The sequence below is a fragment of the Allobosea psychrotolerans genome, from assembly GCF_002917105.1.
Lineage (GTDB): Bacteria > Pseudomonadota > Alphaproteobacteria > Rhizobiales > Beijerinckiaceae > Allobosea > Allobosea psychrotolerans.
In genome coordinates, this window is sequence record NZ_PQFZ01000003.1 from 202060 (window position 1) to 223829 (window position 21770).

Here is a 21770-nt window from a genome sequence, read left to right on the forward strand (position 1 = left end):
TGTCGCGGGATCAGCGAAAGCAAGCCTTGGCGAGAGTCGAGACGCGGCTGCGCTCCTCCGGGCTGAGCGCATTCTCGAGTACTTTTCGCCAGAGATCCTCGCGCTTGATCGCGTCGACCGTGCAGCCGCAATGCGCCCGGCAGGCGCCTGCGTCGTGCGCTTCTTGCATGCAGCTACGCTCGCAGGACTGCATGAAGGGCCTTTCGTCCGAGGGCCGCGCGATCGCAAACTGCGTCGCCAGCACGAGCGCCCCGATGAAGAGCGGCTGGTGCAGGAGATAGACCAGCAGGCTGTTGCGGCCGCCCCAGACGACGACCCGCGCGGGCAATGCGCGCGGCCGCCAGCTGGCGAGGCGCGATTGCGCGAGACGCGGCAGAGCCAGTCGCGCCAGCACGATCCCGGTCAGAACCCAGCCGAACCAGGGGAAGAGAGGCACGAAATCGGCGCTGGCCGGCACCTCCCGGGCCAGTCCGAGCCAGAGCAGCCATGATTGATCGAGGACGGGATGGGCAGCCAGATTCGGCACGGCGAAGACGATGAGCGCGGCCAGCGCGACGGCCAGCGTCGGCAGCCACAGGAAGGGCAGGGCGACGACGCTCGCCAGCGCGACCTGATGCAGGATGCCGAAGAAGATGAAGCTGTCGGGCATGGCGAACCAGGTGCCGACCGTCACCAGCGCGGCCGCGCCTGCGACCATGGCAAGGCGCTTCAGATAGGCGTGACGGTTCAGATGGACTTGGCGGTTCACCCCGTAGCGGGTCGCGAGCACGAGGCTGACGCCGACCAGCGTCAGGAAGCTTGCGGCGATCGAGCGGGCGAACCAGTGCCAGCCCGGCTCGAGCGGGGTGTCGACGTCGATCAGCTCGAAATAGGCGAGGTCATAGGTGAAGTGGAAGACGAACATCGCCAGCAGGGCGATGCCGCGCGCCAGATCGATGAACGCAAAGCGGGGGCGGGCGACAGTCGGTGTCGGGCTCAGGTCGGCAGTGCTCATATCCGTCTTCATAGGCAAGCGGCGTCAGGCCCGCTACCCAAAGCAGCGGCTGCGTGGCAGGGAGAGGGCAACGCCAACGGCCCAAGCGATCGCGATCATGCAGAGTTTCTCATCCGACGGAGTCAATCTCGCCTATATCGATCTCGCGCCGACGAGCGAGATTGCGCGCGGCGAGACGATCATGCTCGTCCACGGCTTCGGCTCCAGCCATATGGTCAACTGGGTCAACACCCAATGGACGAAGACGCTGACCCATGCCGGATACCGCGTCGTCGCGCTCGACAATCGCGGCCATGGCCAAAGCGAGAAGCTCTATGAGCCGGCCGCCTATTCCTCGCAGATCATGGCCGAGGATGTGCGCCGCCTGATGGACCATCTCGACATCGCCCGCGCGGCGGTGATGGGCTATTCGATGGGGGCGCGGATCTCGGCGCATCTGGCGCTGGCGCATCCAGATCGCCTGCGGGCGCTGCTGCTGGGCGGGCTCGGCATCCATCTGGTCGAGGGCGTCGGCCTGCCGCTGGGCATTGCGGATGCCATGGAGGCGCCCTCGCTCGATATGCTGACCGACCCGATGCAGCGGATGTTCCGCGCTTTCGCCGAGGCGACCAAGAGCGATCTCGGGGCGCTGGCCGCCTGTATCAGGGGCTCGCGCCAGACTTTGACGGCCGCGCAGGTCGGGCAGATCGCGGTGCCGACCCTCGTCAGCGTCGGCACGAGGGACGATGTCGCTGGCTCCGGGCCGGAGCTTGCGGCGCTGATCCCGAATGCCGAAGCGTTCGACATCGAAGGGCGCGACCACAATCTCGCCGTTGGCGACAAGAGCCACAAACAGGCGGTGCTGGATTTCCTGGGACGTATCTGAGCAGGCCGAGCGGGCGGGGGAAAATGTGAATCCCGTCAGGATTTTGCGCCGCGCGGCTGCGGTCTTGATTCAAGCGGGCGCGGGGCCGATCTGACCCTTCCGCGCTTTCGCGTTTGGCGGTCCACCGCCGCAATGTGCTAGAGTTTGAATTCGTCTTACGTCTCCATCGGAGAATGATCATGCCGTCTGGGCGCTCCGTCATAGAAGCACGCGATCCCGCTACCGGGCTCGACCGTGTCGATCCCGTCTGGGCCAGGCTGCGGCGCGAGGCCGAAGAGGCGGTCGCAGCCGAGCCGTCGCTCGCCGGTTTGATCATGGCCTCCGTGCTGAACCAGCCGGGCTTCGAGGCGGCGGTCAGTCACCGCGTGGCGACGCGCCTCGGGCATGTGGCGGTCCCCGCCGATCTGATCGCTCAGGCTTTCGAGGAGGCGCTCGCCGCCGATCCGGAGATCAGCCTGGGCATCCGGGCCGATGCGCTCGCGGTGATGGACCGCGACCCGGCCTGCTACCGGGTGCTGGAGCCGGTGCTGTTCTTCAAGGGCTTCCATGCCTTGCAGGCGCATCGCCTCGCTCACTGGCTGCACCGGCAGGGGCGGCGCGATTTCGCGCTTTATCTGCAGAGCCGCTCGTCGGAAGTGTTCCAGACCGACATCAACCCGGCTGCGAAGATCGGCAAGGGCATCTTCCTCGACCACGCCACCGGCCTCGTCGTCGGCGAGACCACGGTGATCGAGGACGATGTCTCGATGCTGCAGGACGTGACACTGGGCGGAACCGGCAAGCAGGGGGGCGACCGCCATCCCAAGATCCGCAAGGGCGTGCTGATCGGCGCCGGCGCCAAGATCCTCGGCAATATCGAGATCGGCCAATGCGCCCGCGTCGCGGCGGGCTCGGTCGTGCTGCAGGCCGTGCCGCGCAACAAGACGGTCGCCGGCGTGCCGGCCAAGGTCGTCGGCGAGGCCGGCTGTGCCGAGCCGTCGCGCTCGATGGATCAGATCCTGGCCGGGGATTGCGGCAGCGCGATCTGAGTTGACTGCGCCTGGGTTTCGAGCAGGCCGCGCGCGATCTCACGCCGGCTGCCATGCGCGCTTGCCTGCGAGTTCAGGACGAGCGTCAGTGCGTCGCCGGTCGGCATCGCGTCGCCGAAGGGGGCGATGAGCCTGCCGTCGCGCAGATGCGGCGCGATCAGGCTCATCCGGCCCATCAGCACGCCGGAGCCCGAGAGCGCGGCGTCGAGCGCCAGGCTGTAGAGCGAGAAGGAGGGGCCGCGTGTCGGGTCGATCGTCCCGATGCCCCCGGCGAAGGCGAGCCAGCGCCGCCAATCCTCCCGCCAGACAGCGTCATGCAGCAAGGTCGCGCGGGCCAGATCTCCGACGCTTGTGAGCGTGCGCGCAAGAGCCGGCGCGCAGACCGGCAGGATCATGTCCGGGCCCAGCGTCAACGCATCGACGGGCAGCGCCTCCGGGCCGAGATAAAACAGCGCCAGATCATGCGGCTCGCGGCGTGGATCCGGCGGCTGTTCCATCGCCGAGACCGAGATCTGCAGCCCGGGAAACGCAGCCTGCAGTGCGGCCAGGCGCGGCGAGAGCCAGAGCTGGGCGATGCAGGGCAGGGCGGCGATGGTCAGTGCGCGGCCCTCATGCCCGGCGCGCAACTCCTGCACAGCCTGTCCCAGCGTGTCGAAGCCGCGCGTCAGCTTGGGCAGGGCGTTGCGCGCGCCCTCCGTGAGTTCGACCCGCTGGGCGAGGCGGCGGAACAGCGGGAAGCCGAGCCAGGCCTCCAACTGCCGGATCTGCTGTGTCACCGCGCCGGCCGTGACGCCGAGCTCCTCGGCCGCCTTGACGAAGCTTTCGCAGCGCGCTGCCGCCTCGAATGCCCGCAAGGCGTTGAGGGAGGGCAGGCGCGGGCGCGGTGGTTTGACGGGCATGAGAGGCCATTTCCTAGGCTGAGATTTTCTCTGCCTGGGAGCGAGGATTACTCGTTTGCGCAGCCCAGCGCAAACCGGTCATATCCTTCGCATCATGCGGAATTATCGCGAGGAGGATCGATCGATGACGGCTCTGGGCAGGCGCGACTGGGTTCCGCAGGCGAGCGAGGATTACGTGCTCGGCATCGCCTCCGAGACGGCCGGCCAGTCGCTCGACGCGGTCGAAGCGCGGATCGCGGCGCTGACGGTCGAGAACCGCAACATCCATGAGCGCGACTGCATCAACCTCAACCCCGCGACCAATGTGATGAACCCCAAGGCCGAGGCCGCGCTTGCGGCGGGGCTCGGCGCCCGGCCCTCACTCGGCTATCCCGGCGACAAATACGAGATGGGGCTGGAGGCGATCGAGAAGATCGAGATCATCGCCGCCGAACTCGCCGCCGAGGTCTTCGGCGCGAAATATGCCGAGATCCGCGTGCCCTCGGGCGCCATCGCCAATCTCTATGCCTTCATGGCCGCGGCCAAGCCCGGCGATTGCATCATCGCGCCGCCGGGCGCGATCGGCGGCCATGTCACGCATCATGGCGCCGGCGCCGCAGGGCTTTACGGCATCGTTACCCATCCCGCCCCGGTCGATCCGGTGAACTACACGGTCGACCTTGCGCGCCTGCGCGAGGATGCCTTGCGATTGAAGCCCAAGCTGATCTCGATCGGCGGCAGCCTCAACCTCTTCGCCCATCCGATCCGCGAGATCCGCGCGATCGCCGATGAAATCGGCGCGATCGTGCTGTTCGACGCCGCGCATATGTCGGGCATGATCGCCGGCCATGGCTGGCAACAGCCGCTGGAGGAGGGGGCTCATCTGATGACGATGAGCACCTATAAAAGCCTGGGCGGACCGCCATCGGGTCTGATCGTCACCAACGATGCCGATATCGCCAAGCGGCTGGACGCGATTGCCTATCCCGGCCTGACCGCGAATTTCGACGCGGCGAAATCGGCCTCGCTGGCGATCACGCTGCTCGACTGGAAGGCGCATGGCCGTGCCTACGCGCAGATGATGGCTGAGACGGCCAAGGCGCTGGGCGAGGCGCTGGTCGAGCGGCAGGTGCCGGTCTTCGCGCGCGATCGCGGCCTGACGACCTCGCATCAATTCGCCATCGAGGCTCACAGCTATGGCGGCGGCCAGGCGGCGGCCAAGACGCTGCGCGCCGTTAACATCCTGAGCTGCGGCATCGGCCTGCCCCTGCCCGAGATCGCGGGTGACGTGAACGGGCTCAGGCTCGGCACGCCCGAGATCGTGCGCTTCGGCATGACGCCCGCCGACATGCCCGAATTGGCCGGTTACATCGCCGAGGGGCTGAACGGCTCGCGGCCGGCGGAAGCGGTGGCGAAGGATGTCACGGCATTCCGGGCACGGTTCAGGACGCTGCACTTCATGCGGTGAGGGGGTGGCGCGATGGGCTCGTGCAAGGCGCCGACTCTCAACCCATCGTCGCTCTCATCAGGTCCCCGCAGCTGTGACCGCTGCCGGGACGCTGCTGGACCAGTATCGTTTCGGCGCTCGTCCAAGGACGCGCTTGAATGCGTTGCCGAATGCGCTTTCTGATGCGTAACCGAGCTGCGCTGCCAGGCTCGCCACCGAACCTTCGTTTCGCCGCAGCGCTTCGCGGGCGACCTGCATGCGCCAGCGCAGCAGGTAGTCGAGCGGTGGGGCGCCGACTAAATCCTTGAAGCGGAGCGCAAAGCCGGATCGCGACATGCCGACGGCCGAAGCGAGCTCGCCGACGGTCCATCGGTGACCGATATCGCCATGCATCAAACTGAGCGCCGCTCCGATTTTTCGGTCGGCGAGCGCGCCGATCCACCCGGTGCCGTCATTGCCGTGAAGCGCCACATAGCCGCGAAGGGCTTGGACGAGCAGGATATCGGCCAGGCGATGCGTTATCAGGGATGAGCCGATCCTCGTGGACCGGATTTCCCCGTCGAGAATCTCGAGCGTGCCGCGGAGCACGGCCGCTGCCGGATCCTGGGCCGGGATGTGAATCAGCGGAGGCAGGGCATCGAGCAGGAGTTGTGCGTTGCCGGCGTGAAAAACAAAGGCTCCGCCGAGCAGCACGGTCTCGGCGCCGCCGTAGTGAGCGACGTCGGAATGCGCCCAGTCGAACAGCGCAATCCCATCCTCTGGCAGCTTTCGGGGGTCATTGGCGATCACATAGGGCGGTGCGTTCGTCAGCAGAAAGGTGTCGCCTGCTTCGAGTCGGTATGGCTGTTCGTCCTGGAGCGTGATCCAGCATTGCCCGCGCAGAACCGCGACGAATTTCAGGGCAGGCTTCGCGGGAAACCGTAACGCCCACGCGCCGCCCGCCTCGAGGCGGGTGCAGCGAGCGCTCCGCATATCGAGCAAGGAGAGGGCCTCGGATAACGGATCCACCACAGAACTGGAGGATGGCGACGATTTCATGGCGTATGACGCATAGATCATCCGCTGTACGGCTGCAATGAATCCCGGAAAGGGAGACAATCATGGCGGACAATACGGGCAAGGTCGTTGCCATAACGGGCGCAAGTAGCGGCATCGGGGAAGCAACCGCGCTCCTGCTTGCCGGGCGCGGCGCGAAACTGGTCCTCGGCGCGCGCCGGTCGGATCGGCTTGAAGCGCTTGCCACGCGCATCACGGCAGCGGGCGGGGAGGCCATCTATGCAGTCACGGACGTCAGGCGGCGCGATGATCTGGCCAATCTCGTCGCTCTTGCTTGTGATCGACACGGCAAGCTCGACGTTCTCGTGAGCAATGCCGGCGTGGGGCCAATCTCGTTCTTCGACGATCTATGCGTCGATGAGTGGGAGGAGATGATCGACGTCAATCTCAAGGGCTTCCTGTATGGCGTTGCCGCAGCGCTGCCTGTTTTCCGCAAGCAGGGCTTCGGGCATTTCGTCACCGTTCTCTCGACGGCCGGGCTCAGGATAGTGCCGCAGCAAGGTGTCTACGCCGGAACGAAGAACGCTGTGCGCACCATCTCGGAGGCTCTGCGCCAGGAGGCCGGAGACAAGCTGCGTGTAACCGGCGTTTCGCCGGGCTTCGTTCACACGGATTTTGCCGAAACCATAAAGGATCCGGGCAGCAAAGCAGCCGTGATTGCAAAGAGAGACAGGATCGCGATCCCGCCAGAGGCGATTGCGCGCGGCATCGCTTTCGCCATCGAGCAGCCGGCCAATGTCGACGTGGGTGATATCGTTATCCGTCCGACCGCGCAGGATTAGCTCGGTCTCGCATGACCGGCGGACCTCTTGTTGAGGAAGAGCGGAATGCTGCTCCGGAAGCAGCTTGCTTTCGCGGCTTCGCCTTGGCGATGCGCCAGCGATCGGGAGCTTCGATCGCGATCTCGCCGGCGTCGAGGAAGGGCCCAAACGGCGCTCTGCCGGCAGAAGCCGGCCAGGGATGGACGGTATTGCGTGGGGCTTCCACGCGTTGCACTTGATGCGGTGAGGGGGCGGGGCCCCGAAGCACTTGACCGTCGGCTGTCGAGCTTTCACAGTCGTCGCTATTCCAGGGAGATCCCCGGCAAGGGGCTGAGACACCGCTGGCAGACCGGGGCAACCCGGATAAGCGCGCGGAAATCCTTCGAACCTGATCCGGTTCATACCGGCGGAGGGATGGATTTCCGGGCATGAAGCCGGCGGCCCGTAAGGCCGCAGATATCCTCGCCCCCCCGTCGCGGCGAGGAGTTTGCGATGAGAGGCCCGCCCGACACCAGTTTGCGCCGCCAGCAGGCCGCACCGCCCGACGCTCCGGCGCCGCCGGCCTCGACGGATGTCGCCATCATCGGCGGCGGCGTGATCGGCCTGATGACCGGCTGGCGCCTGCTGCGCGCGGGCCTGCGGGTCGCACTCTTCGAGCGCGGCACGCTCGGCCAGGGCGCGAGCCTCGCTGCGACCGGTATGCTGGCGGCGGCTGCCGAATTCGAGCCCGGCGGCGAAGATCATGTCGCGCTCGCATTGGAGAGTCAGCGCCTCTGGCCCGGCTTTGCCGCCGAATTATCGGCCGATGGCGGGCTCGACATCGACTACCGCAGGGATGGCATTCTCCTTGTCGCCACGGCGCGCGACGAGGTGGCGCGATTGCGTTTCCGCCAGGAGATGCAGCGGCGGGCCGGGCTCGCGACGCTGTGGCTCGACGGTGCCTCCTGCCGAGGCTTTGAGCCCGGCCTGCGGCCCTCCGTCGTGGCCGGCATCCATTGTCCCGGCGATCATCAGGTCGACCCGGTCAGGGTGATCGCGGCCCTGCGGCAAGCCTTCATCGGGCGCGGCGGTATCCTGCTCGAAGGCTCGCTTGCGACGCCTTGGTTGCAAGCAGGGCGCGCCGTGGGCGTCACGCTGCCGCGAGGGGCGGTGAAGGCTGGGATCGTCGTCGCTGCCGGCGGGGCCTGGACCGAGATAGCGGGGCTTTCCCTGCCATTGCGGCCGCTCAAGGGGCAGTCGCTGGCACTGACATGCCCGCCGCATCGGCCGCTCCTCTCCTGCATGGTCTGGACCGACCAGGTCCATCTCGCGCCAAAGAGCGACGGCACGCTGATCGTCGGCGCGACCATGGAGGAGTGCGGCTTCGACGATGCCGTGACCGCGGGCGGCGTCTACGCGCTGCTCGAAGGTGCGCGGCGCATCCTGCCCGGCATCGAGGACCTGCCGATCGCCGCGATCTGGTCGGGCTTCCGCCCGACCAGTGCCGACGACGCGCCGATCCTCGGCGAGACCCGGATTCCAGGCCTGCTCCTCGCCACGGGACATCATCGCAACGGCTATCTGCTGGCCCCCGTCACCGCGACAGCGATCACGCAACTCATCACCGGCGGGCGCATCACAGGGCCGGCGGCATCATTTGGACCGGAGCGTTTCTCAGCACAGGAGGCCGTGGCATGAAGCTCATCGTCAATGGACGCGATCACGACAGCGCCGCCGAGGATCTGCTGGCGCTATGGCGGGAGCGCACGGCCGAGCTCGATCTGCCGGGCCCGCAGGGCTTCGCCATCGCGCTGAACGGAATGGTGGTGAAGCAGTCGCAATGGCAGGTCACACGTCTGGCGTCCGGTGACCGCGTCGAAATCATTCGCGCCTTTCAAGGAGGTTGAGATGAGTGTCGCGGAACAGCCCTTCACCCTGGCAGGACAGCAGCTCGACTCCCGACTGCTGATCGGGACGGCCGGCTATCCCAATCAGCGCATCATGGTGGACGCGGTCGCCGCAAGCGGCGCGGAGATCGTGACCCTGTCGCTGCGCCGGATCTCGCTGGCGGGCCATGGCTCCGATACGGCGCAGCTCTTGTCCGGCTATCGCTTCCTCCCCAACACCGCCGGCTGCGAGACGGCGCGTGACGCCGTCCTGACGGCGGAACTCGCCCGCGAGGCGCTTGCAACCAACTGGATCAAGCTCGAGGTCATCGGCGACCGCGAGACGCTCTATCCCGATGTCGGGGAGCTGCTGGAGGCGACGCGCCAGCTGGTCGAGCTGGGCTTCGTCGTGCTGCCCTATTGCAATGACGATCCGGTCGTCTGCGCGCGCCTCGCCGATCTCGGAGCCGCCGCCGTGATGCCGATGGGCTCGCTGATCGGCTCCGGCATGGGCGTCGCCAACCCAGCCAATCTCGAACTGATCTGCGCGCGCTCGGCCGTTCCGGTGATCGTCGATGCCGGGCTGGGCACGGCGTCGGACGCCGCTATTGCGATGGAATGCGGCGCGAGCGCCGTGCTGCTCAACACCGCGATCGCCAAGGCGAACGACCCGGTCCGCATGGCGCGCGCCATGCGCCATGCGGTCGAAGCCGGCTGGGATGCGCGCGCGGCCGGTCGCATTCAGCGCCGCGGCCGCGCCGAAGCGTCGAGCCCCCAGCTCGGGCTCGTCGGTTCGTGACCGCGCTGGAGGCTGGCCCGAGCCCGAGCGCCAAGCCTTAGACGTTACCGCTCTGATAGCGCGCCAGCATCTCCGCCTTCAGAGCCGCCTCCGAGACGACATGCGCGCCGCCGAGCCAGACCGACTCGATGCGGCCTGTGTCGTCGCGCACCAGCCGCGCCGTTTCGCCGGGGCTGTTGAAGGAGGAGGCCTTGACGATGCGGCCGCGATCCTGCGCTTCGATCGCGATCTCTCCGGCATCGAGGAACGGGCTGAACAGGGTCGGGTTGGCAACCAGCACCTTGTCGGCGAAGGGCACGAGGTCGCCCGGGTTCCAGATCGTCCACCAGCGGCCGGCCCAATCCTTGGTCGCGGCCGAGGGCGCGCCCAGCTCCTGGAAGCGCTTGAGGATCTGGACGATGCCGTCGAGCCAGGGATGGGCGAGGCCGTCGATGGCGTTGGTCAAGACCGAGATCGTCAGATCCTGCTCCGGCAGGACGACGGTGCGGGTGATGAAGCCCTGGAAGCCGCCGGAATGACCGAACCAGGCCCAGTCGCCTTCGCCGCCGGAGATGATGCCGAGTCCGTAATGGCGACCGAGGCTGCTTTCCTCGTCGGTCCAGAGCCGGCGGCTCATCTCGCGGCGATTGAGGGGCGAGAGGATGCTGCGCTCGGCCTTCGGCGAGAGCTGCGCGAAATAGCGCGCGACATCGGCGGCCGTGGCGACGAAGCCGGCTGCCGACATCATCGCCTGGCAAGGGCTGTCGCCGGGCACGACGACGCGATGCCCGAGCGGCCATTTCGGACTGTGGCCCCTGGCCATCGGGCCGGTCCAGAGACCGATATCGGGCATGGTTTCGGCAAGCCCGACTGCCGCCACGACCTCCCTGGCGATCCAGTCGGCATAGGGCTCGCCCGTCACCGCCTCGATCACCAGGCCGAGCAGGCCGAAGCCGTGATTGGAGTATTTGAGGCGCTGCGAGGCAGGCAGGACGGGCGGCAATGCCAGGTCGGAGAGCAGTTCCGCCTTGTCGCAATAGGGCTTGCGGTCGAAAAACTGGCCGTTGTCGGGGCCGTCGCGCGTCAGGCCGGCGCTGTTGGAGAGGAGCTGCGCCAGCGTGACGGCCGCGACCTCGGGATGGAGGCCGGGCACGAAGCTGCCCGCCTTGTCGTCGAGACGAAGGCGGCCGGCCTCGACCAGGCGCAGGATGCCGGCCGAGGTGAAGCTCTTCGAATGCGAGGCGATGCGGAAGCCGTGGCGCGGCGTCAGCGCCTCGCCGGTGGCGATGTCGGCCTTGCCGAAGGCGGCTTCCAGAACGATCTCCCGCCCGCTCGCGATCGCGACGGAGCATCCCGGCTGGTCGTGATGGCGGAGCTGGAACTCGAGCCAGCTGGAGACATAGGCGAGTGCGGCAGGCAGCCACGGCGTCATAGGGAGATCCATCACGAGCGAAGGGAGGGCGCACTATTGCAGATCGCGCCGGCGCGTGCAGGCGCGCCGGGCGACGGTGGCCATGCGGGAATGGGAGGGCGGCGCTTGCGATGACGAGCACGGGAACCGTCGATCCGCGGCTCGACAGCCTTCCGGCTTGCCCTTCCGGCCCCGCCATGGCATCCGTCCCGGCAACCGATAAGGACCGATACCGTGGACAAGACAGAACTCGCCAAGCTCGAAGGCTACCTGCGCCGCACCTTCGCCAACCATGCGATCAGCGTGCGGGCGCGCATGAAGAAGAACGATTCGGCCGAGGTTTATCTGGCCGACGAGTTCATCGGCATCATCCATGTCGATGACGAGGACGGCGACCGCTCGTTCAACTTCACCATGGCGATCCTCGACGTCGATCTCGAGGATTGAGACATTCCGCGAGGGCGGCCGTCTGACGCGGCCGCCTGCGCTTCCGGTGCTCACGGACAATAGTCCGCTGCGCTCCGGTTCTCGCCGGCTACGCCAGCCGACTCGCCCTGGCGAAATGTCGGACGGCGCTTGAGCGTCGGTTCAGCGCAGCATGCTGTCGATGGTACGGCGGACGCCGCCGATCATCAGCTCCCAATCGGCGATGATCCCGCGCGGGAAGCGGATGTTGACGTCGATGCCGCGGTGGCGAAACGTCACCCGGCAGAGTTCGTCGAGCGCGGCGCCTGCCGTGGTGTCGAGCGGGCAGCGCGCCGCGAAGCCGCGCCCGTCGGGCACGGAGACATAGAGTTCGTCGCCTTCATAGGGCGAGCCTTTGCGGAAGCCGCGCACCACGAGACCGCCGGGATTGGACCAGACCGTCGGCGTCAGGAAGCGGGCGTAGACGGCAAGTTGCGTCGCCGGCTCGTTGACCTTGTCGGGCGGGCTCAGCGTCACCAGCAGGCGGTTGCGGTTCTGGGCCGGGCCGAGATCGGGCCAGCCCAGCCTGAGGCGCACCATGCCGACGAGGCGGCTCGAATCGTCGGCCTCGGCACCGGTCAGGTCCTGCGGCACTATCAGCACGCTGTTGCCGATGCGGGCGGGCTGGAGCGTCGTCTCCGTCTCGCTGCCCTTATGAGTGGCATAGAGGCCAAGGCCGGTCGCGGCTGCAGCAAGCAGCATGATCGCGAAGGCGGCCTTCACCAGCGCGGAATCGGCGCGCGGCAGCGGCGGCGGAGGCCGCCTCAGGCGCGAGCGGACCATGGCCGCGAGATCCGCGGCCAACTGGGCGGAATGCTCTTGGGACAAGGAATCCTGGGACAAGGAATCTTGGGACAGGGACGCGGTCACGTGCGGGGGCCTCTGAGCCTGACGCCGGAAAGCTGGGACAGGGTTCCGGACGACATCGTGCTCTCCCTGACGGGAGACGGATGGATCGACGAGGTCCAGTGAAGCAGAGCCCGCTTAAGGGAGCGTAAACCATGATCGCGCGGGCGGCGGCGCGTTCCTGGGCACGGGGAGAGCGGTTCCGGTCGGTTAACCATTCCTTATGAGTTTTCTTCACAGTTCGTAAACCATGCGCCAAGGTGTAAGGGTCCGGTTCGGAGTGCCCGCCCTTGTCGATCGAGCCCGCTGCCTATGATGCGCTGCAGGCGCTGTTCATCGGCTTCGCCTTTGCCGGCTTGCTTGCCAGCGCCTTCGAGTTGTTCACGACGCAGCGCGCCGATTTCCGCTTGCTGCAGGCCGGTGGGCTGGTGGCGGTCGCGAGCGTTCCCGTCGTCGTCTTCAGCGCGCCCTTCCTGATCCTGCGCAACACCGTGCGCGGCCGACGCATCGAGGGGCGGCCCTTCATCTTCGTCATGCTGGCGAGCATGATCGCCTCGCTTTGGAGCATGGCTTCGGGACGCGTGGTGCTCGACCTGTTGCATATTCTCGGCGGAGCTTGACGGAAGGCCGGCCCGGCCTGCAATTCTGCGTGGCAGATCCTGGAAGGATATTGGCCCATGCCGCTCTATTCGCTTGACGGAACCGCCCCGGAGACCCCGCCCGAAGGCGACTGGTGGCTCGCACCCGAGGCGCATTTGATCGGCCGGGTCAGGATCGGCGCCGAGGTCGGCATCTGGTTCGGCGCGGTCCTGCGCGGCGACAATGAATGGATCGAGATCGGCGCGGGCAGCAATATCCAGGAAGGCTGCGTGCTGCACACCGATATGGGCTTTCCGCTGCGCGTCGGCGCCGGCTGCACGATTGGCCATCGCGCCATCCTGCATGGGTGCATCATCGGCGAGAACAGCCTGGTGGGCATGGGGGCGACGGTGCTTAACGGCGCCAGGATCGGGGCCAACTGCCTCGTCGGCGCCAATGCGCTGGTGACGGAAGGCAAGGAGTTTCCCGACAATTCGCTGATTGTCGGCTCGCCGGCGCGGGCCGTGCGCACGCTCGACGCGGCGGCTGCTGCCGGCATCACCGCCTCGGCGCGGGGCTATGTCGCGCGCTGGAAGCAGTTTGCATCCGGGTTGCAGCGGCTCGGCTGAGCCGGCTGTCTCTCATCCAGGAGTAAGAGCAGGATCAAGGCGAAAAGCCGGTTCCCAGTTTTTCGCGCCCTGCTCTGAGCCCGAAAAGGATCGGGCCGGTTCCCCGGGGAAGAGGAACCGGCCCTATGGCGAAACCCAGTCTTGGGGGACGGGTGGGGACGTGACCGAGCCTCGCCGTCAGGTGAGAGACCATCTGCGGTGCAAGGCCGCAAGCGAGTCTCCAAGAGGGTGTTGCAGCGCCCGCAGCAGGGCGCCCGCGTGATGAACGGGTGTCAGCGCACCGAGGCGACGGTCGGCGTCTGGGCGCCGCCGAGCGAGGTCCAGCCCGTCTGGTACTGGGATTCGCGCTTCACATAGACATAGCCCGTCTGATTCCAGGGCAGGATCGCGTTGCGCTTGTTGTCGAGGATGAAGTCGCCGCGATCGGTGCGGATCATCAGCACGGCATGGCCGGCGTTCTCCTCGTCGATCACGACCGTCATCAGCATGGCGCGGCGCGGAATGCCGGCCTCGGCCAGGCGCTTGCGCTTCAGCAGCGCATAGTCCTCGCAGTCGCCCTTGCCGTCATCGGGAAGGTCCCAGTGGTCGACGACACCCCAATGCTCCTGATCGGTCACCGGCTCGATCTCGCGATTGATCTTGCCATTGACCGCAACGACGGTCTTCCACAGCTTCGCGCTCATCTCGACGCGCTCGGGCTCACTGGTGTTGACCCGGCATTCCGACGGCATGCGCTTGCAGAAGTCGCTCCAGGCATAGGGCGCACGCGCCTCGCCCGAGGCGGAAATCGGCAGGCTTGCGACCGGAACGCCAGCGGGTGACTGGGCATTAACCTGTGTCGCTCCGGCGCCAATGATCAGAGCGACCAGCGCGGATCCGATAAAGTTGCGGTGAATTGAAAGCATGATGTCCCCTTTCCTTGTCCCGGGGATGACCATGCTCAGTGCGGATGGATTTCGATTGAAATGAATACAAGCAAATTTATGTATTTCGTCATTCCGGCCCTGGTGTGAAAGTCAGTATAAATCGACCCAAAATGGGAAGGTAAGAAATGTGAGCGCTGACTTAAGTGGGCGTTAACCATGAGATGCCGGCCAGTGCATCCAGGTTTGATTAACTTTAGCGAGTCGTATCGATAGCGCGCCACTCCATCGTGGGGTGCGCCTGCCGGGCCGGAACTGATGTCGCCGATCAGCGCGCTTCCGCGCCCGGAGCGATGCAGAGACCCGCGACGATCTCGTCGAGATGCCTGAACAGGGAGGCGGGCCGCTGCGCCCGCAGCGCGTCGGGGTTGGTGAAGCCCCAGGCAACGGCGCCGAAGGCCATGCCGGCCTCGCGGGCAGCCTCGGCATCCCTGATCTCATCGCCGATGCAGATGCATTGCCGATGCGGGATGTGCGCCTCCTTGGCCAGCCGCCTGAATTTCGTCGCCTTGCCGAATAATCCCGCCCCGCAGGCATAATGCGTGATCAAGGCCGCGGTCTCGGGGCCCAATGTGCGCCGGATATTGCGCTCGGAGTTGGAACTCGCAATGGCGAGGATATAACCCTCCTGCTTCAGCCTGAGCAGCATGGCGTGAATGCCGTCGAAGAGCGGGATCTGCTCGCTGTCGCGGGCGGCGAGGCTACGGATATGGCGGGCGATGAAGGGCAGCTTCCAGCTCGCCACGCCGAGATGGGCAATGACCTGCCGCGCACTCTGGCCTCGCAGCATGTCGACCTCATGCTCCGCGACGCGCCGAAAGCGGTAGCGGTCGGCGACGCCGTTCATCACCCCCACGAACCAGGGGTAGGTGTCGGCGAGGGTTCCGTCGAAGTCGAAAATGACGAGTCGATAGGCAGTGACCAAGGCGTCGCGGCATCCCAGTGATACGGGTCACTGCTTTGGTCGTAGTCTGCGCGTCGCGCAAGAGCCGGCTATGCAGTTTGCCGCCGCGGTACGGCCCTAGAGCTCGAGATTCTCGTCGAGCAGGTCCGCCGAGAGCGGGAAGCGGAATTCGGCGGCAAAGCCGCCATCGAAGCGGCGCACGATCTTGGCGGGTGTCGAGCCGATCTTTACCGGCATGTTCATGGGCAAATCGAGATCGGTCGAGAAAGCCGTGCCCGACAGCGAGATGTCGATGATGCGCACGACATGCTCGATACCGTCCTCCATCGTCAGGATAGAGCGCGGATTGCGCGGCACGATGCGCTCGTGGCGGCGATCTTCTGGCAGGCCCAATTCGTCGCGGTTGGCGAGCCAGGTGAGCTGGGCGGTGAATTTCTCGCGTTTGCGGCTGGTCGCGGTGATGGTCATCGCGAAGCCTTCCATCGTGGTGCGTACGGCGACGCCCTCGATGCGGCCGAGATGCTCCAGATAGACGATGACGCGATCACCCGGCGCAGCCTTGGCGGGCGCGGCGAGATGCAGGCCTCCGGGCGAGATGTCGACCGACTGGCAGGGGTATTCCATGCGGTTGGGCAGCATGTAGCGCCCCAGCAGAACGACCTTCATACGATAGTGCCGCCTGCGCTCGGCAGCACGGGAGACCGTACGGGGCGTTTGCAATGCGCTCAACATCAATGACCAGCCTGATTCCGGCTGACCCTAGTCGCGTTCGGGTTAACGCTTGGTTAGGCTTTCAGAGTCTGCCGCCGGGCAGGACCATCAATTTTGGCGGCCCAGCGCGCATCGGCGCCTCCGAGGCGCGCTGGGATGGAACGGGCGGCCAGAGCATGCGCAGCGAGATCATGCGCATCGCAGCCAATGTGTCGAGGCCGAGCCAGGCCGGCGTGACCGCGGGCGACAGCGCGCCGAGCACACGCGCATGGGTCCGGCCGCGATAGCGCAGGGGCAGCAGCAAGAGTTCGAGATAGACCGGCGCGCCGGTCTTCGTCTCACCCGAGAGACCGGCGACGGCGCCAGCCGTCTCGTCCATCACGGTCTGGACGAGGCGGCGCATCTCGCCTTGCGATTCGACATCGGGCCACAGTGCGGTGAAGGCGCGACCGCGCAGTTCGTTGCCGATGAGGGCGCAGAGCCGCGTCCCCGCCAGCCGGAAAACCGGGCCGATCGGCTCATTCTCCAGCACGAAGGTATCGGCCAGCGCATGTCGCAGCGCGCCGGGTTCGATCTCGCCACGTTCGGGGGCGGCGCGGTCGCCGCGCAACGCGTCCCAATATTCGTGGACCAGTCGGGTGCTCGTATTTTTCATTGCGCGTCCAATGCTGCCTGTCGTCCCCCTCCGGCACGGCTTGCGTGCCGCGATGGGCCACAAGCGTCAGAAGGAAGGACAATCGGGTCCTCACGGGAATCGAGGACGCAGTCGGCATGCCGTCTTGCCATGCCGGGGGCGGGGCGTGCTGCGCAGGGGGCGGTTAAGGTTAATGAATGGTTAGGATTGTGGATAACTCGTTAGAATGTATCATAAATTTTAGCAGTTCCGCGGGGGCGGAGGGGAAGTGACCCCGGTGCAAGTCTTAACGGCCCGCGCCGGTCGCAGCCTGGAAGAGGGAGAGCCGCGAGGCTCTCCCTTTTTTATGTCTCCGGGCGTTCGCGTCTACGTGCGCAGGCTTGCGTCGGCCCGCGCCATCGGCAAGGGTTGGCCTGCATGTCGGACATATCCACCGGTCCTGGCGCCCCTTCCGGGCGCGAGCCGATCCTGAACCTTCCCGCAGTCATTGTCTGGCTGGTGGCGCTGCTGGCGCTGATCCAGGCCGGGCGCGGCCTGCTGTCCGACTATAACGACTACTTGGTGATGTCCTGGTTCGCCTTCGTGCCGGCGCGATTGACCATCTGGTTCGCGCCCGACCGGCTGGAGGAGGTTCTGAGCGCGCTGGCGCAGTCGCAGCAGGGGCAAGATCTCGCCGACCGACTCGGCCTCGCCCGGCTGCTCCTGGCCGATGGCGGCCCCAGGCTCTGGACGCTGCTCAGCTATGGCCTGCTGCATGGCTCCTGGGTGCATCTGATCTCGAACGTCGTCTGGCTCGCGGCTTTCGGCAGCCCGGTCGCGCGCCGACTCGGTACGGGGCGCTTCCTCAATCTGATGGGCCTGTCGACCATCGGCGGCGCGCTCCTGCACTGGTGGTCGCGCGATCTCGACGTGCTGCCGCTGGTGGGCGCCTCGGCCGGCGTCGCCGGCGCTACCGCGGCGGCCGCGCGCTTCGTCTTCGCCCCTGGCCTGCGCTTTGGCGCGCTCGGGGATGACGCGGTCGTCAAGGCCATTCCCGCCGAGCGTATCGGCCAGATCTGGCGCAATTCGCGGGCGCTCCTATTCATCGGGATCTGGTTCGTCACCAACATCCTGTTCGGTTCCGGGCTCGTGCCGATCTTCGGCGTGGAGACCAGCATCGCCTGGGAGGCCCATATCGGCGGCTTCCTCGTCGGCCTGCTGCTATTTCCGCTTCTGGACAAGGGCGCGGTCAAGAGCTGACGCTGCAGGGCTTGGGCTTAAGAGCGAGATCCGGATCAACGCGAACAAACCGGTTCCCACTTTCTCGCCTCCTGCTCGATGGTCAGAGGAGCCTTGCTTGCGCCCCGGTCTTCGCTCACACTTACGTCATTGCGAAGGACTTGGAACTGCCTCCTTGGCGAGTCGATCCGTCAGCGGCCGGGCTCCAGTCCCGCTGAACGCGTGCCGGTCAACGGCGCCACCTGAAAAAGGAGGATCGTTTCTATGAACGTCGCTCAACTTCTCGGTGACAAGGGTCATGATGTGATCTCGGTGCTGCCGCACCGCACATTGGCCGAAGCCGTGCGTACCCTCAGCGAAAAGCGCATCGGCGCGGTGGTGGTGACGGGCGCGGACGGCGCACTCGTCGGCATCCTGTCGGAGCGCGACATCATCCGTGCGCTCGGCGCCAACGGCGCGGCGGCGCTGGAGATGCCGGTCTCGCGGGCGATGACCGCCAAGGTCGTGACCTGTCGGCCGCAGACCAGCATGGACGAATTGATGGAGATGATGACGTCGGGCCGGTTCCGGCATGTCCCGATCGTCGAGAACGGCAAGATCGCCGGCATCGTCTCGATCGGCGACGTCGTGAAGCACCGCGTCGCCGAGATCGAGGCGGAGAGCCGAGCGATGCGCGACTATATCGCGATGGCCTGAAGGCTGGGCTGCGGGCTGCCAGCTCAGTCGACGCTGGCCGTGCGGCTTGCGACCATGACCTCGATCTCGTCCAGGACGCGCTGGGTGGCCTGGCGGCCGAGTTCGAAGGCCTCATCGGCGCGGTGGAAATCGAACAGCCCGATGCGGCCGAGCTTTGGGCCGATCATCACATCGGGCGGATCGCCGGCGAGACGCGAGCGCGAGATTCGGTCCTGCGTGATGTTGAAGGCGTCGATCATGACGCCGGCGAGCCCGGGCCGGTCGCTGCTGGGGCGGCCGACCATGCCGCGCACGCGCTTGGCCGCGCCGGTGATGCCGCCGAGCCAGCGCGACGTCGGCGGCGTATCGAGTTCGGGCTCGAGATCAGGTTCGGCCGCGTGGCTCTGGATGGTGGTGCCGCGCCCGGTGAGATCGCTGTTGAGATTGACGCAGATGACGACGTCGGCGCCCATCGCGCGCGCGGCCGTAACCGGCACCGGGTTGACCAGCGCGCCGTCCATCAGCCAGCGCCCGCCGAGCTTCACCGGGTCGAAGACGCCGGGCAGGGCATAGGAGGCGCGCAGCGCCTCGACCAGCGGGCCATGCGTCAGCCAGATCTCGTGGCCGGAGCCGAGTTCGGTCGCGATCGCGACGAAACGCACCGGCAGCGCCTCGATGCGGGTGTCGGTGAGGTCGCGCTCCAGGAGCCGCTTGAGCCGCCCGCCGGCGATGAGCCCGGCCCCGCCGATATGGAAATCCATCAGCCCGACGACACGGCGCTTGGTCAGGCTGATCGCGAAGTCCGACAGCTCCTCGAACTTGCCGGCGGCGAAGCAGCCGCCGACGACGGCGCCGATCGAGGTCCCCGCGATCACGTCGGGGCGATAGCCGGCTTCCGTCAGCGCCTGAATCACGCCGATATGGGCCCAGCCGCGCGCCGCTCCGCCACCGAGCGCAAGCCCGATCCGGGGCCTGCCGCGTCGTGTCGGCGCCGCGATGGTCATGTCGTTCATCGTGGCTCCACCTCCGCCTAACCCAAAGGCATGCTTGGCGATGTCATCCCACAACATGGACCCGATCCTCCGCGGGAGGAACAGAGTCGCAGGCTCGGATGAGGGAATCATGAATAGGGCCGGCTGACCCTTGCGGATATCTGCGGCTTTTGTCGAAAACATGAAGGCTTGGTGAAAGGATCACCAACGCCGCGGCTCATCCGACTCCTGCTTTCACTCTTAGATGAGAGACGGGTCCGGACGTCTAATAGGATCACTTGGTGACCCCATCAGACATCATCCGGCTCCAGCGGTCGGAAGCCTGTGTCCCGCTGTGCGTCGCGGCCCAGCGGCTGACGCCTGTAGAAGCAGGAATGGCGCCCGGTATGGCAGCAGCCGCCATCGCCGGCGACGTTGACCTTGAGCCAGATCGCGTCCTGGTCGCAATCGACCCGCATTTCGACGATCGTCTGAATCTGCCCCGAAGTCGCGCCTTTATGCCAGAGTTCCTTGCGCGAGCGCGACCAGTACCAGGCCTCGCCGGTCTCGATGCTGCGCTGCAAGGCCTCGGCGTTCATATGCGCGACCATCAGCAATTCGCCCGTCGCTGCGTCGGTCGTGACGCAGGTGACGAGGCCGTTTGCGTCGAAGCGGGGGCTGAGCGCATCGCCCTCCTCGAGGGCTTGCTTGTCCGTGGCGACCGGGAAGAGGCTCATGGGGGCTCCGGAAGGGCAAAGGGCGCGTCGACGTGACGCGCCCTTGTAGGGATGCAGGCAAACGCTGCCAATCGGCCTTCCGCCCGGCTATAGACCGGGCGATTTGACCATGGTGAAGAAGCGGACCTGCTCGGCGGGATCCTTGAAGACGCCGGTATATTGCGTCGTCATGGTCGAGGAGCCCTGCTTCTGTACGCCGCGCATCGACATGCACATATGCTCGGCCTCGATCAGCACAGCGACGCCACGGGGCTTCAGCACCTTGTCGATGACCTGGGCGATCTGCGCTGTCATCGTCTCCTGCGTCTGCAGGCGGCGTGCATAGACGTCGACGATGCGGGCGAGCTTGGACAACCCGACCACGCCCTTTGACGGGTAGTAGCCGATATGCGCCTTGCCGACGAAGGGCACCATGTGGTGCTCGCAATGCGAATAGAACGGGATGTCGCGCACCAGGACCATGTCCTTGTAGCCCTCGACCTCCTCGAAAACGCGATCGAGAACCTCGTGCGCGTCTTCGTGATAGCCCTTGTAGAATTCCCTATAGGCCTTGGTGACGCGGCGTGGCGTGTCCGCCAGGCCCTCGCGCGAGGGATCGTCACCCGCCCAGAGGATCAGCGTGCGCACCGCTTCCTCGGCCTGCTCCTGCGTCGGCTTCTTGATCAGAAACTTGTCTGCAGAGGGGCTGAGCACCCGCTCGACGGACAAGGACTTAACCACAGGGTTCATGTGGTGCCTCCCGTTTACGATGAGATGTCCCGTGGCTGGGCCGGCCGAAGACCGGTGCACGGGGCTGCGACAAGTTTCACTCCTGTGACGGGATGCGCTTGCACGCTCTCCCGCCCGCCGACGATCCACCCTATATTGGGTGGGCGCACCGGTCACTCCAGACCCCGGTGGAGACCGAGATATGCTGAGCGACGTCTATAACAAGCGGATCCTCGAACTTGCAGGCAATATTCCGTTGCTGGAAAGACTGCCGGCTCCCGATGCCACCGCCAAGGCGCATTCCAAGCTATGCGGCTCGACGGTGACAGTCGATGTCAGCATGGAGGGCGATGTCGTCACGGCCTTCGGGCATGAGGTGAAGGCCTGCGCGCTCGGGCAGGCCTCGTCCTCGATCATGGCGCGTCATGTCGTGGGCTCGACCGCCGACGAACTGCGCCGCGTTCGCGAGCAGGCGCGGGCCATCCTGAAGGAGAATGCCGAGCCGCCGACCGGAAAATGGAGTGATCTGTCCGTGCTCGTGCCGGTGCGTGACTACAAGGCGCGCCACGCCTCGACCATGCTGACCTTCGACGCGGTGGTGGACGCGATCGGCCAGATCGAGGCGCGGCGGCAGCAGGCGGCCGAATAGGCTTTCACGTCCGACGCATTGTCTTCAAGCGAACCGGT

The 21770-nt window shown here is 66.4% G+C and carries 25 protein-coding genes and 1 riboswitch; of the genes, 13 read left to right on the forward strand and 12 right to left on the reverse strand.

The features are described from left to right. Positions 1-10: 10 nt before the first annotated feature. The gene (locus tag CYD53_RS06560; RefSeq protein WP_181011738.1) at positions 11-994 is read right to left on the reverse strand and encodes an acetyltransferase domain-containing protein; all 984 of its coding nucleotides are present in this window, start codon (positions 992-994) and stop codon (positions 11-13) included. 97 nt (positions 995-1091) lie between these two features. Here CYD53_RS06560 and CYD53_RS06565 point away from each other — a divergent pair, with 97 nt between their 5' ends. Both CYD53_RS06565 and cysE read left to right on the forward strand, forming a co-directional pair. Continuing rightward, positions 1092-1859: an alpha/beta fold hydrolase gene (locus CYD53_RS06565; protein WP_103717312.1), complete on the forward strand. Its 768-nt coding sequence runs from the start codon at positions 1092-1094 to the stop codon at positions 1857-1859. 179 nt (positions 1860-2038) lie between these two features. Then, the gene (gene cysE / locus CYD53_RS06570) at positions 2039-2887 is read left to right on the forward strand and encodes a serine O-acetyltransferase (protein WP_103717313.1); all 849 of its coding nucleotides are present in this window, start codon (positions 2039-2041) and stop codon (positions 2885-2887) included. Here the strand turns inward: cysE and CYD53_RS06575 are convergent. Next, positions 2851-3786, reverse strand: coding sequence for a LysR family transcriptional regulator (locus tag CYD53_RS06575; RefSeq protein ID WP_103717314.1), 936 nt, complete (start codon positions 3784-3786; stop codon positions 2851-2853). The two genes, cysE and CYD53_RS06575, sit on opposite strands and share 37 nt — an antisense overlap. A 124-nt stretch (positions 3787-3910) precedes the next feature. On the opposite strand from CYD53_RS06575, the gene CYD53_RS06580 reads away from it, so the two are divergent. Next, positions 3911-5233, forward strand: a complete 1323-nt coding sequence (locus CYD53_RS06580) for a serine hydroxymethyltransferase (RefSeq protein WP_103717552.1) — start codon at positions 3911-3913, stop codon at positions 5231-5233. 57 nt (positions 5234-5290) lie between these two features. On the opposite strand, the gene CYD53_RS06585 is transcribed toward CYD53_RS06580, so the two are convergent. Next, positions 5291-6223, reverse strand: coding sequence for an AraC family transcriptional regulator (locus CYD53_RS06585; RefSeq protein ID WP_103717315.1), 933 nt, complete (start codon positions 6221-6223; stop codon positions 5291-5293). Positions 6224-6312: 89 nt separating this feature from the next. On the opposite strand from CYD53_RS06585, the gene CYD53_RS06590 reads away from it, so the two are divergent. From CYD53_RS06590 to thiG, 4 genes are all read left to right on the forward strand, one after another. After that, positions 6313-7050 carry an SDR family oxidoreductase gene (locus tag CYD53_RS06590; protein WP_103717316.1) on the forward strand — a complete coding sequence of 246 codons (738 nt, stop codon included), beginning with the start codon at positions 6313-6315 and terminating at the stop codon, positions 7048-7050. Positions 7051-7329: 279 nt separating this feature from the next. Continuing rightward, positions 7330-7461, forward strand: a riboswitch (TPP riboswitch). 60 nt (positions 7462-7521) lie between these two features. Continuing rightward, complete coding sequence (gene thiO / locus CYD53_RS06595) at positions 7522-8706, forward strand: glycine oxidase ThiO (protein ID WP_103717317.1); 1185 nt, start codon at positions 7522-7524, stop codon at positions 8704-8706. Further along, positions 8703-8915 (forward strand): sulfur carrier protein ThiS, encoded by a 213-nt coding sequence (gene thiS / locus CYD53_RS06600; protein ID WP_103717318.1) that lies wholly within the window; start codon positions 8703-8705, stop codon positions 8913-8915. Before thiO ends, thiS begins: the two co-directional genes overlap by 4 nt. A 1-nt stretch (position 8916) precedes the next feature. Then, positions 8917-9693, forward strand: a complete 777-nt coding sequence (gene thiG / locus CYD53_RS06605) for a thiazole synthase (protein ID WP_103717319.1) — start codon at positions 8917-8919, stop codon at positions 9691-9693. A 37-nt stretch (positions 9694-9730) separates the two neighbouring features. Here the strand turns inward: thiG and CYD53_RS06610 are convergent, their stop codons facing one another. Next, entirely contained in the window at positions 9731-11104 is a 1374-nt protein-coding gene (locus tag CYD53_RS06610; protein WP_103717320.1) for a serine hydrolase domain-containing protein, read from the reverse strand. Between the two features lie 213 nt (positions 11105-11317). Between CYD53_RS06610 and CYD53_RS06615 the strand changes: the two genes are divergently transcribed. Beyond that, positions 11318-11530: a DUF3126 family protein gene (locus CYD53_RS06615; protein ID WP_069692221.1), complete on the forward strand. Its 213-nt coding sequence runs from the start codon at positions 11318-11320 to the stop codon at positions 11528-11530. Positions 11531-11671: 141 nt separating this feature from the next. Here CYD53_RS06615 and CYD53_RS06620 read toward each other — a convergent pair whose 3' ends face one another. Beyond that, positions 11672-12331 carry a hypothetical protein gene (locus CYD53_RS06620; protein WP_146055835.1) on the reverse strand — a complete coding sequence of 220 codons (660 nt, stop codon included), beginning with the start codon at positions 12329-12331 and terminating at the stop codon, positions 11672-11674. A gap of 353 nt (positions 12332-12684) precedes the next feature. Here CYD53_RS06620 and CYD53_RS06625 point away from each other — a divergent pair, with 353 nt between their 5' ends. Continuing rightward, positions 12685-13014 carry a DUF6949 family protein gene (locus CYD53_RS06625; RefSeq protein WP_103717322.1) on the forward strand — a complete coding sequence of 110 codons (330 nt, stop codon included), beginning with the start codon at positions 12685-12687 and terminating at the stop codon, positions 13012-13014. A gap of 57 nt (positions 13015-13071) precedes the next feature. Continuing rightward, positions 13072-13602 carry a gamma carbonic anhydrase family protein gene (locus CYD53_RS06630; RefSeq protein WP_103717323.1) on the forward strand — a complete coding sequence of 177 codons (531 nt, stop codon included), beginning with the start codon at positions 13072-13074 and terminating at the stop codon, positions 13600-13602. Between the two features lie 272 nt (positions 13603-13874). Here CYD53_RS06630 and CYD53_RS06635 read toward each other — a convergent pair whose 3' ends face one another. From CYD53_RS06635 to CYD53_RS06650, 4 genes are all read right to left on the reverse strand, one after another. Then, on the reverse strand, positions 13875-14507 hold the full coding sequence (locus tag CYD53_RS06635; protein ID WP_245928118.1) for a transglutaminase-like cysteine peptidase: 633 nt from the start codon (positions 14505-14507) through the stop codon (positions 13875-13877). Between the two features lie 286 nt (positions 14508-14793). After that, complete coding sequence (locus tag CYD53_RS06640; protein ID WP_245928119.1) at positions 14794-15450, reverse strand: HAD hydrolase-like protein; 657 nt, start codon at positions 15448-15450, stop codon at positions 14794-14796. 96 nt (positions 15451-15546) lie between these two features. Beyond that, positions 15547-16161: a PilZ domain-containing protein gene (locus CYD53_RS06645; protein WP_103717326.1), complete on the reverse strand. Its 615-nt coding sequence runs from the start codon at positions 16159-16161 to the stop codon at positions 15547-15549. Between the two features lie 61 nt (positions 16162-16222). Then, a complete protein-coding gene (locus CYD53_RS06650) occupies positions 16223-16795 on the reverse strand; it encodes a PAS domain-containing protein (RefSeq protein ID WP_103717327.1) in 573 nt (190 codons plus the stop codon). Between the two features lie 396 nt (positions 16796-17191). On the opposite strand from CYD53_RS06650, the gene CYD53_RS06655 reads away from it, so the two are divergent. Next, on the forward strand, positions 17192-18013 hold the full coding sequence (locus CYD53_RS06655) for a rhomboid family intramembrane serine protease (protein ID WP_103717328.1): 822 nt from the start codon (positions 17192-17194) through the stop codon (positions 18011-18013). A gap of 243 nt (positions 18014-18256) precedes the next feature. Beyond that, positions 18257-18688 (forward strand): CBS domain-containing protein, encoded by a 432-nt coding sequence (locus CYD53_RS06660; protein WP_103717329.1) that lies wholly within the window; start codon positions 18257-18259, stop codon positions 18686-18688. A gap of 23 nt (positions 18689-18711) precedes the next feature. On the opposite strand, the gene CYD53_RS06665 is transcribed toward CYD53_RS06660, so the two are convergent. The 3 genes from CYD53_RS06665 to folE form a co-directional block, all read right to left on the reverse strand. Continuing rightward, positions 18712-19680, reverse strand: a complete 969-nt coding sequence (locus tag CYD53_RS06665) for a patatin-like phospholipase family protein (protein WP_245928121.1) — start codon at positions 19678-19680, stop codon at positions 18712-18714. Positions 19681-19949: 269 nt separating this feature from the next. Continuing rightward, entirely contained in the window at positions 19950-20375 is a 426-nt protein-coding gene (gene hisI, locus CYD53_RS06670; RefSeq protein WP_103717331.1) for a phosphoribosyl-AMP cyclohydrolase, read from the reverse strand. Positions 20376-20462: 87 nt separating this feature from the next. Beyond that, positions 20463-21104, reverse strand: coding sequence for a GTP cyclohydrolase I FolE (folE, locus tag CYD53_RS06675; RefSeq protein WP_103717332.1), 642 nt, complete (start codon positions 21102-21104; stop codon positions 20463-20465). Between the two features lie 181 nt (positions 21105-21285). On the opposite strand from folE, the gene CYD53_RS06680 reads away from it, so the two are divergent. Further along, positions 21286-21732, forward strand: coding sequence for an iron-sulfur cluster assembly scaffold protein (locus CYD53_RS06680; protein WP_103717333.1), 447 nt, complete (start codon positions 21286-21288; stop codon positions 21730-21732). Positions 21733-21770: the final 38 nt, after the last annotated feature.

What these genes read in the sequence shown, in the direction of transcription:
- CYD53_RS06560 (WP_181011738.1), bottom strand. Translation starts at nt 994, where the DNA reads ATGAGCACTGCCGACCTGAGCCCGACACCGACTGTCGCCCGCCCCCGC.
- CYD53_RS06565 (WP_103717312.1), top strand. Translation starts at nt 1,092, where the DNA reads ATGCAGAGTTTCTCATCCGACGGAGTCAATCTCGCCTATATCGATCTC.
- cysE (WP_103717313.1), top strand. Translation starts at nt 2,039, where the DNA reads ATGCCGTCTGGGCGCTCCGTCATAGAAGCACGCGATCCCGCTACCGGG.
- CYD53_RS06575 (WP_103717314.1), bottom strand. Translation starts at nt 3,786, where the DNA reads ATGCCCGTCAAACCACCGCGCCCGCGCCTGCCCTCCCTCAACGCCTTG.
- CYD53_RS06580 (WP_103717552.1), top strand. Translation starts at nt 3,911, where the DNA reads ATGACGGCTCTGGGCAGGCGCGACTGGGTTCCGCAGGCGAGCGAGGAT.
- CYD53_RS06590 (WP_103717316.1), top strand. Translation starts at nt 6,313, where the DNA reads ATGGCGGACAATACGGGCAAGGTCGTTGCCATAACGGGCGCAAGTAGC.
- thiO (WP_103717317.1), top strand. Translation starts at nt 7,522, where the DNA reads ATGAGAGGCCCGCCCGACACCAGTTTGCGCCGCCAGCAGGCCGCACCG.
- thiS (WP_103717318.1), top strand. Translation starts at nt 8,703, where the DNA reads ATGAAGCTCATCGTCAATGGACGCGATCACGACAGCGCCGCCGAGGAT.
- thiG (WP_103717319.1), top strand. Translation starts at nt 8,917, where the DNA reads ATGAGTGTCGCGGAACAGCCCTTCACCCTGGCAGGACAGCAGCTCGAC.
- CYD53_RS06610 (WP_103717320.1), bottom strand. Translation starts at nt 11,104, where the DNA reads ATGACGCCGTGGCTGCCTGCCGCACTCGCCTATGTCTCCAGCTGGCTC.
- CYD53_RS06620 (WP_146055835.1), bottom strand. Translation starts at nt 12,331, where the DNA reads ATGGTCCGCTCGCGCCTGAGGCGGCCTCCGCCGCCGCTGCCGCGCGCC.
- CYD53_RS06630 (WP_103717323.1), top strand. Translation starts at nt 13,072, where the DNA reads ATGCCGCTCTATTCGCTTGACGGAACCGCCCCGGAGACCCCGCCCGAA.
- CYD53_RS06635 (WP_245928118.1), bottom strand. Translation starts at nt 14,507, where the DNA reads ATGCTTTCAATTCACCGCAACTTTATCGGATCCGCGCTGGTCGCTCTG.
- CYD53_RS06645 (WP_103717326.1), bottom strand. Translation starts at nt 16,161, where the DNA reads ATGTTGAGCGCATTGCAAACGCCCCGTACGGTCTCCCGTGCTGCCGAG.
- CYD53_RS06650 (WP_103717327.1), bottom strand. Translation starts at nt 16,795, where the DNA reads ATGAAAAATACGAGCACCCGACTGGTCCACGAATATTGGGACGCGTTG.
- CYD53_RS06655 (WP_103717328.1), top strand. Translation starts at nt 17,192, where the DNA reads ATGTCGGACATATCCACCGGTCCTGGCGCCCCTTCCGGGCGCGAGCCG.
- CYD53_RS06660 (WP_103717329.1), top strand. Translation starts at nt 18,257, where the DNA reads ATGAACGTCGCTCAACTTCTCGGTGACAAGGGTCATGATGTGATCTCG.
- CYD53_RS06665 (WP_245928121.1), bottom strand. Translation starts at nt 19,680, where the DNA reads ATGAACGACATGACCATCGCGGCGCCGACACGACGCGGCAGGCCCCGG.
- hisI (WP_103717331.1), bottom strand. Translation starts at nt 20,375, where the DNA reads ATGAGCCTCTTCCCGGTCGCCACGGACAAGCAAGCCCTCGAGGAGGGC.
- folE (WP_103717332.1), bottom strand. Translation starts at nt 21,104, where the DNA reads ATGAACCCTGTGGTTAAGTCCTTGTCCGTCGAGCGGGTGCTCAGCCCC.
- CYD53_RS06680 (WP_103717333.1), top strand. Translation starts at nt 21,286, where the DNA reads ATGCTGAGCGACGTCTATAACAAGCGGATCCTCGAACTTGCAGGCAAT.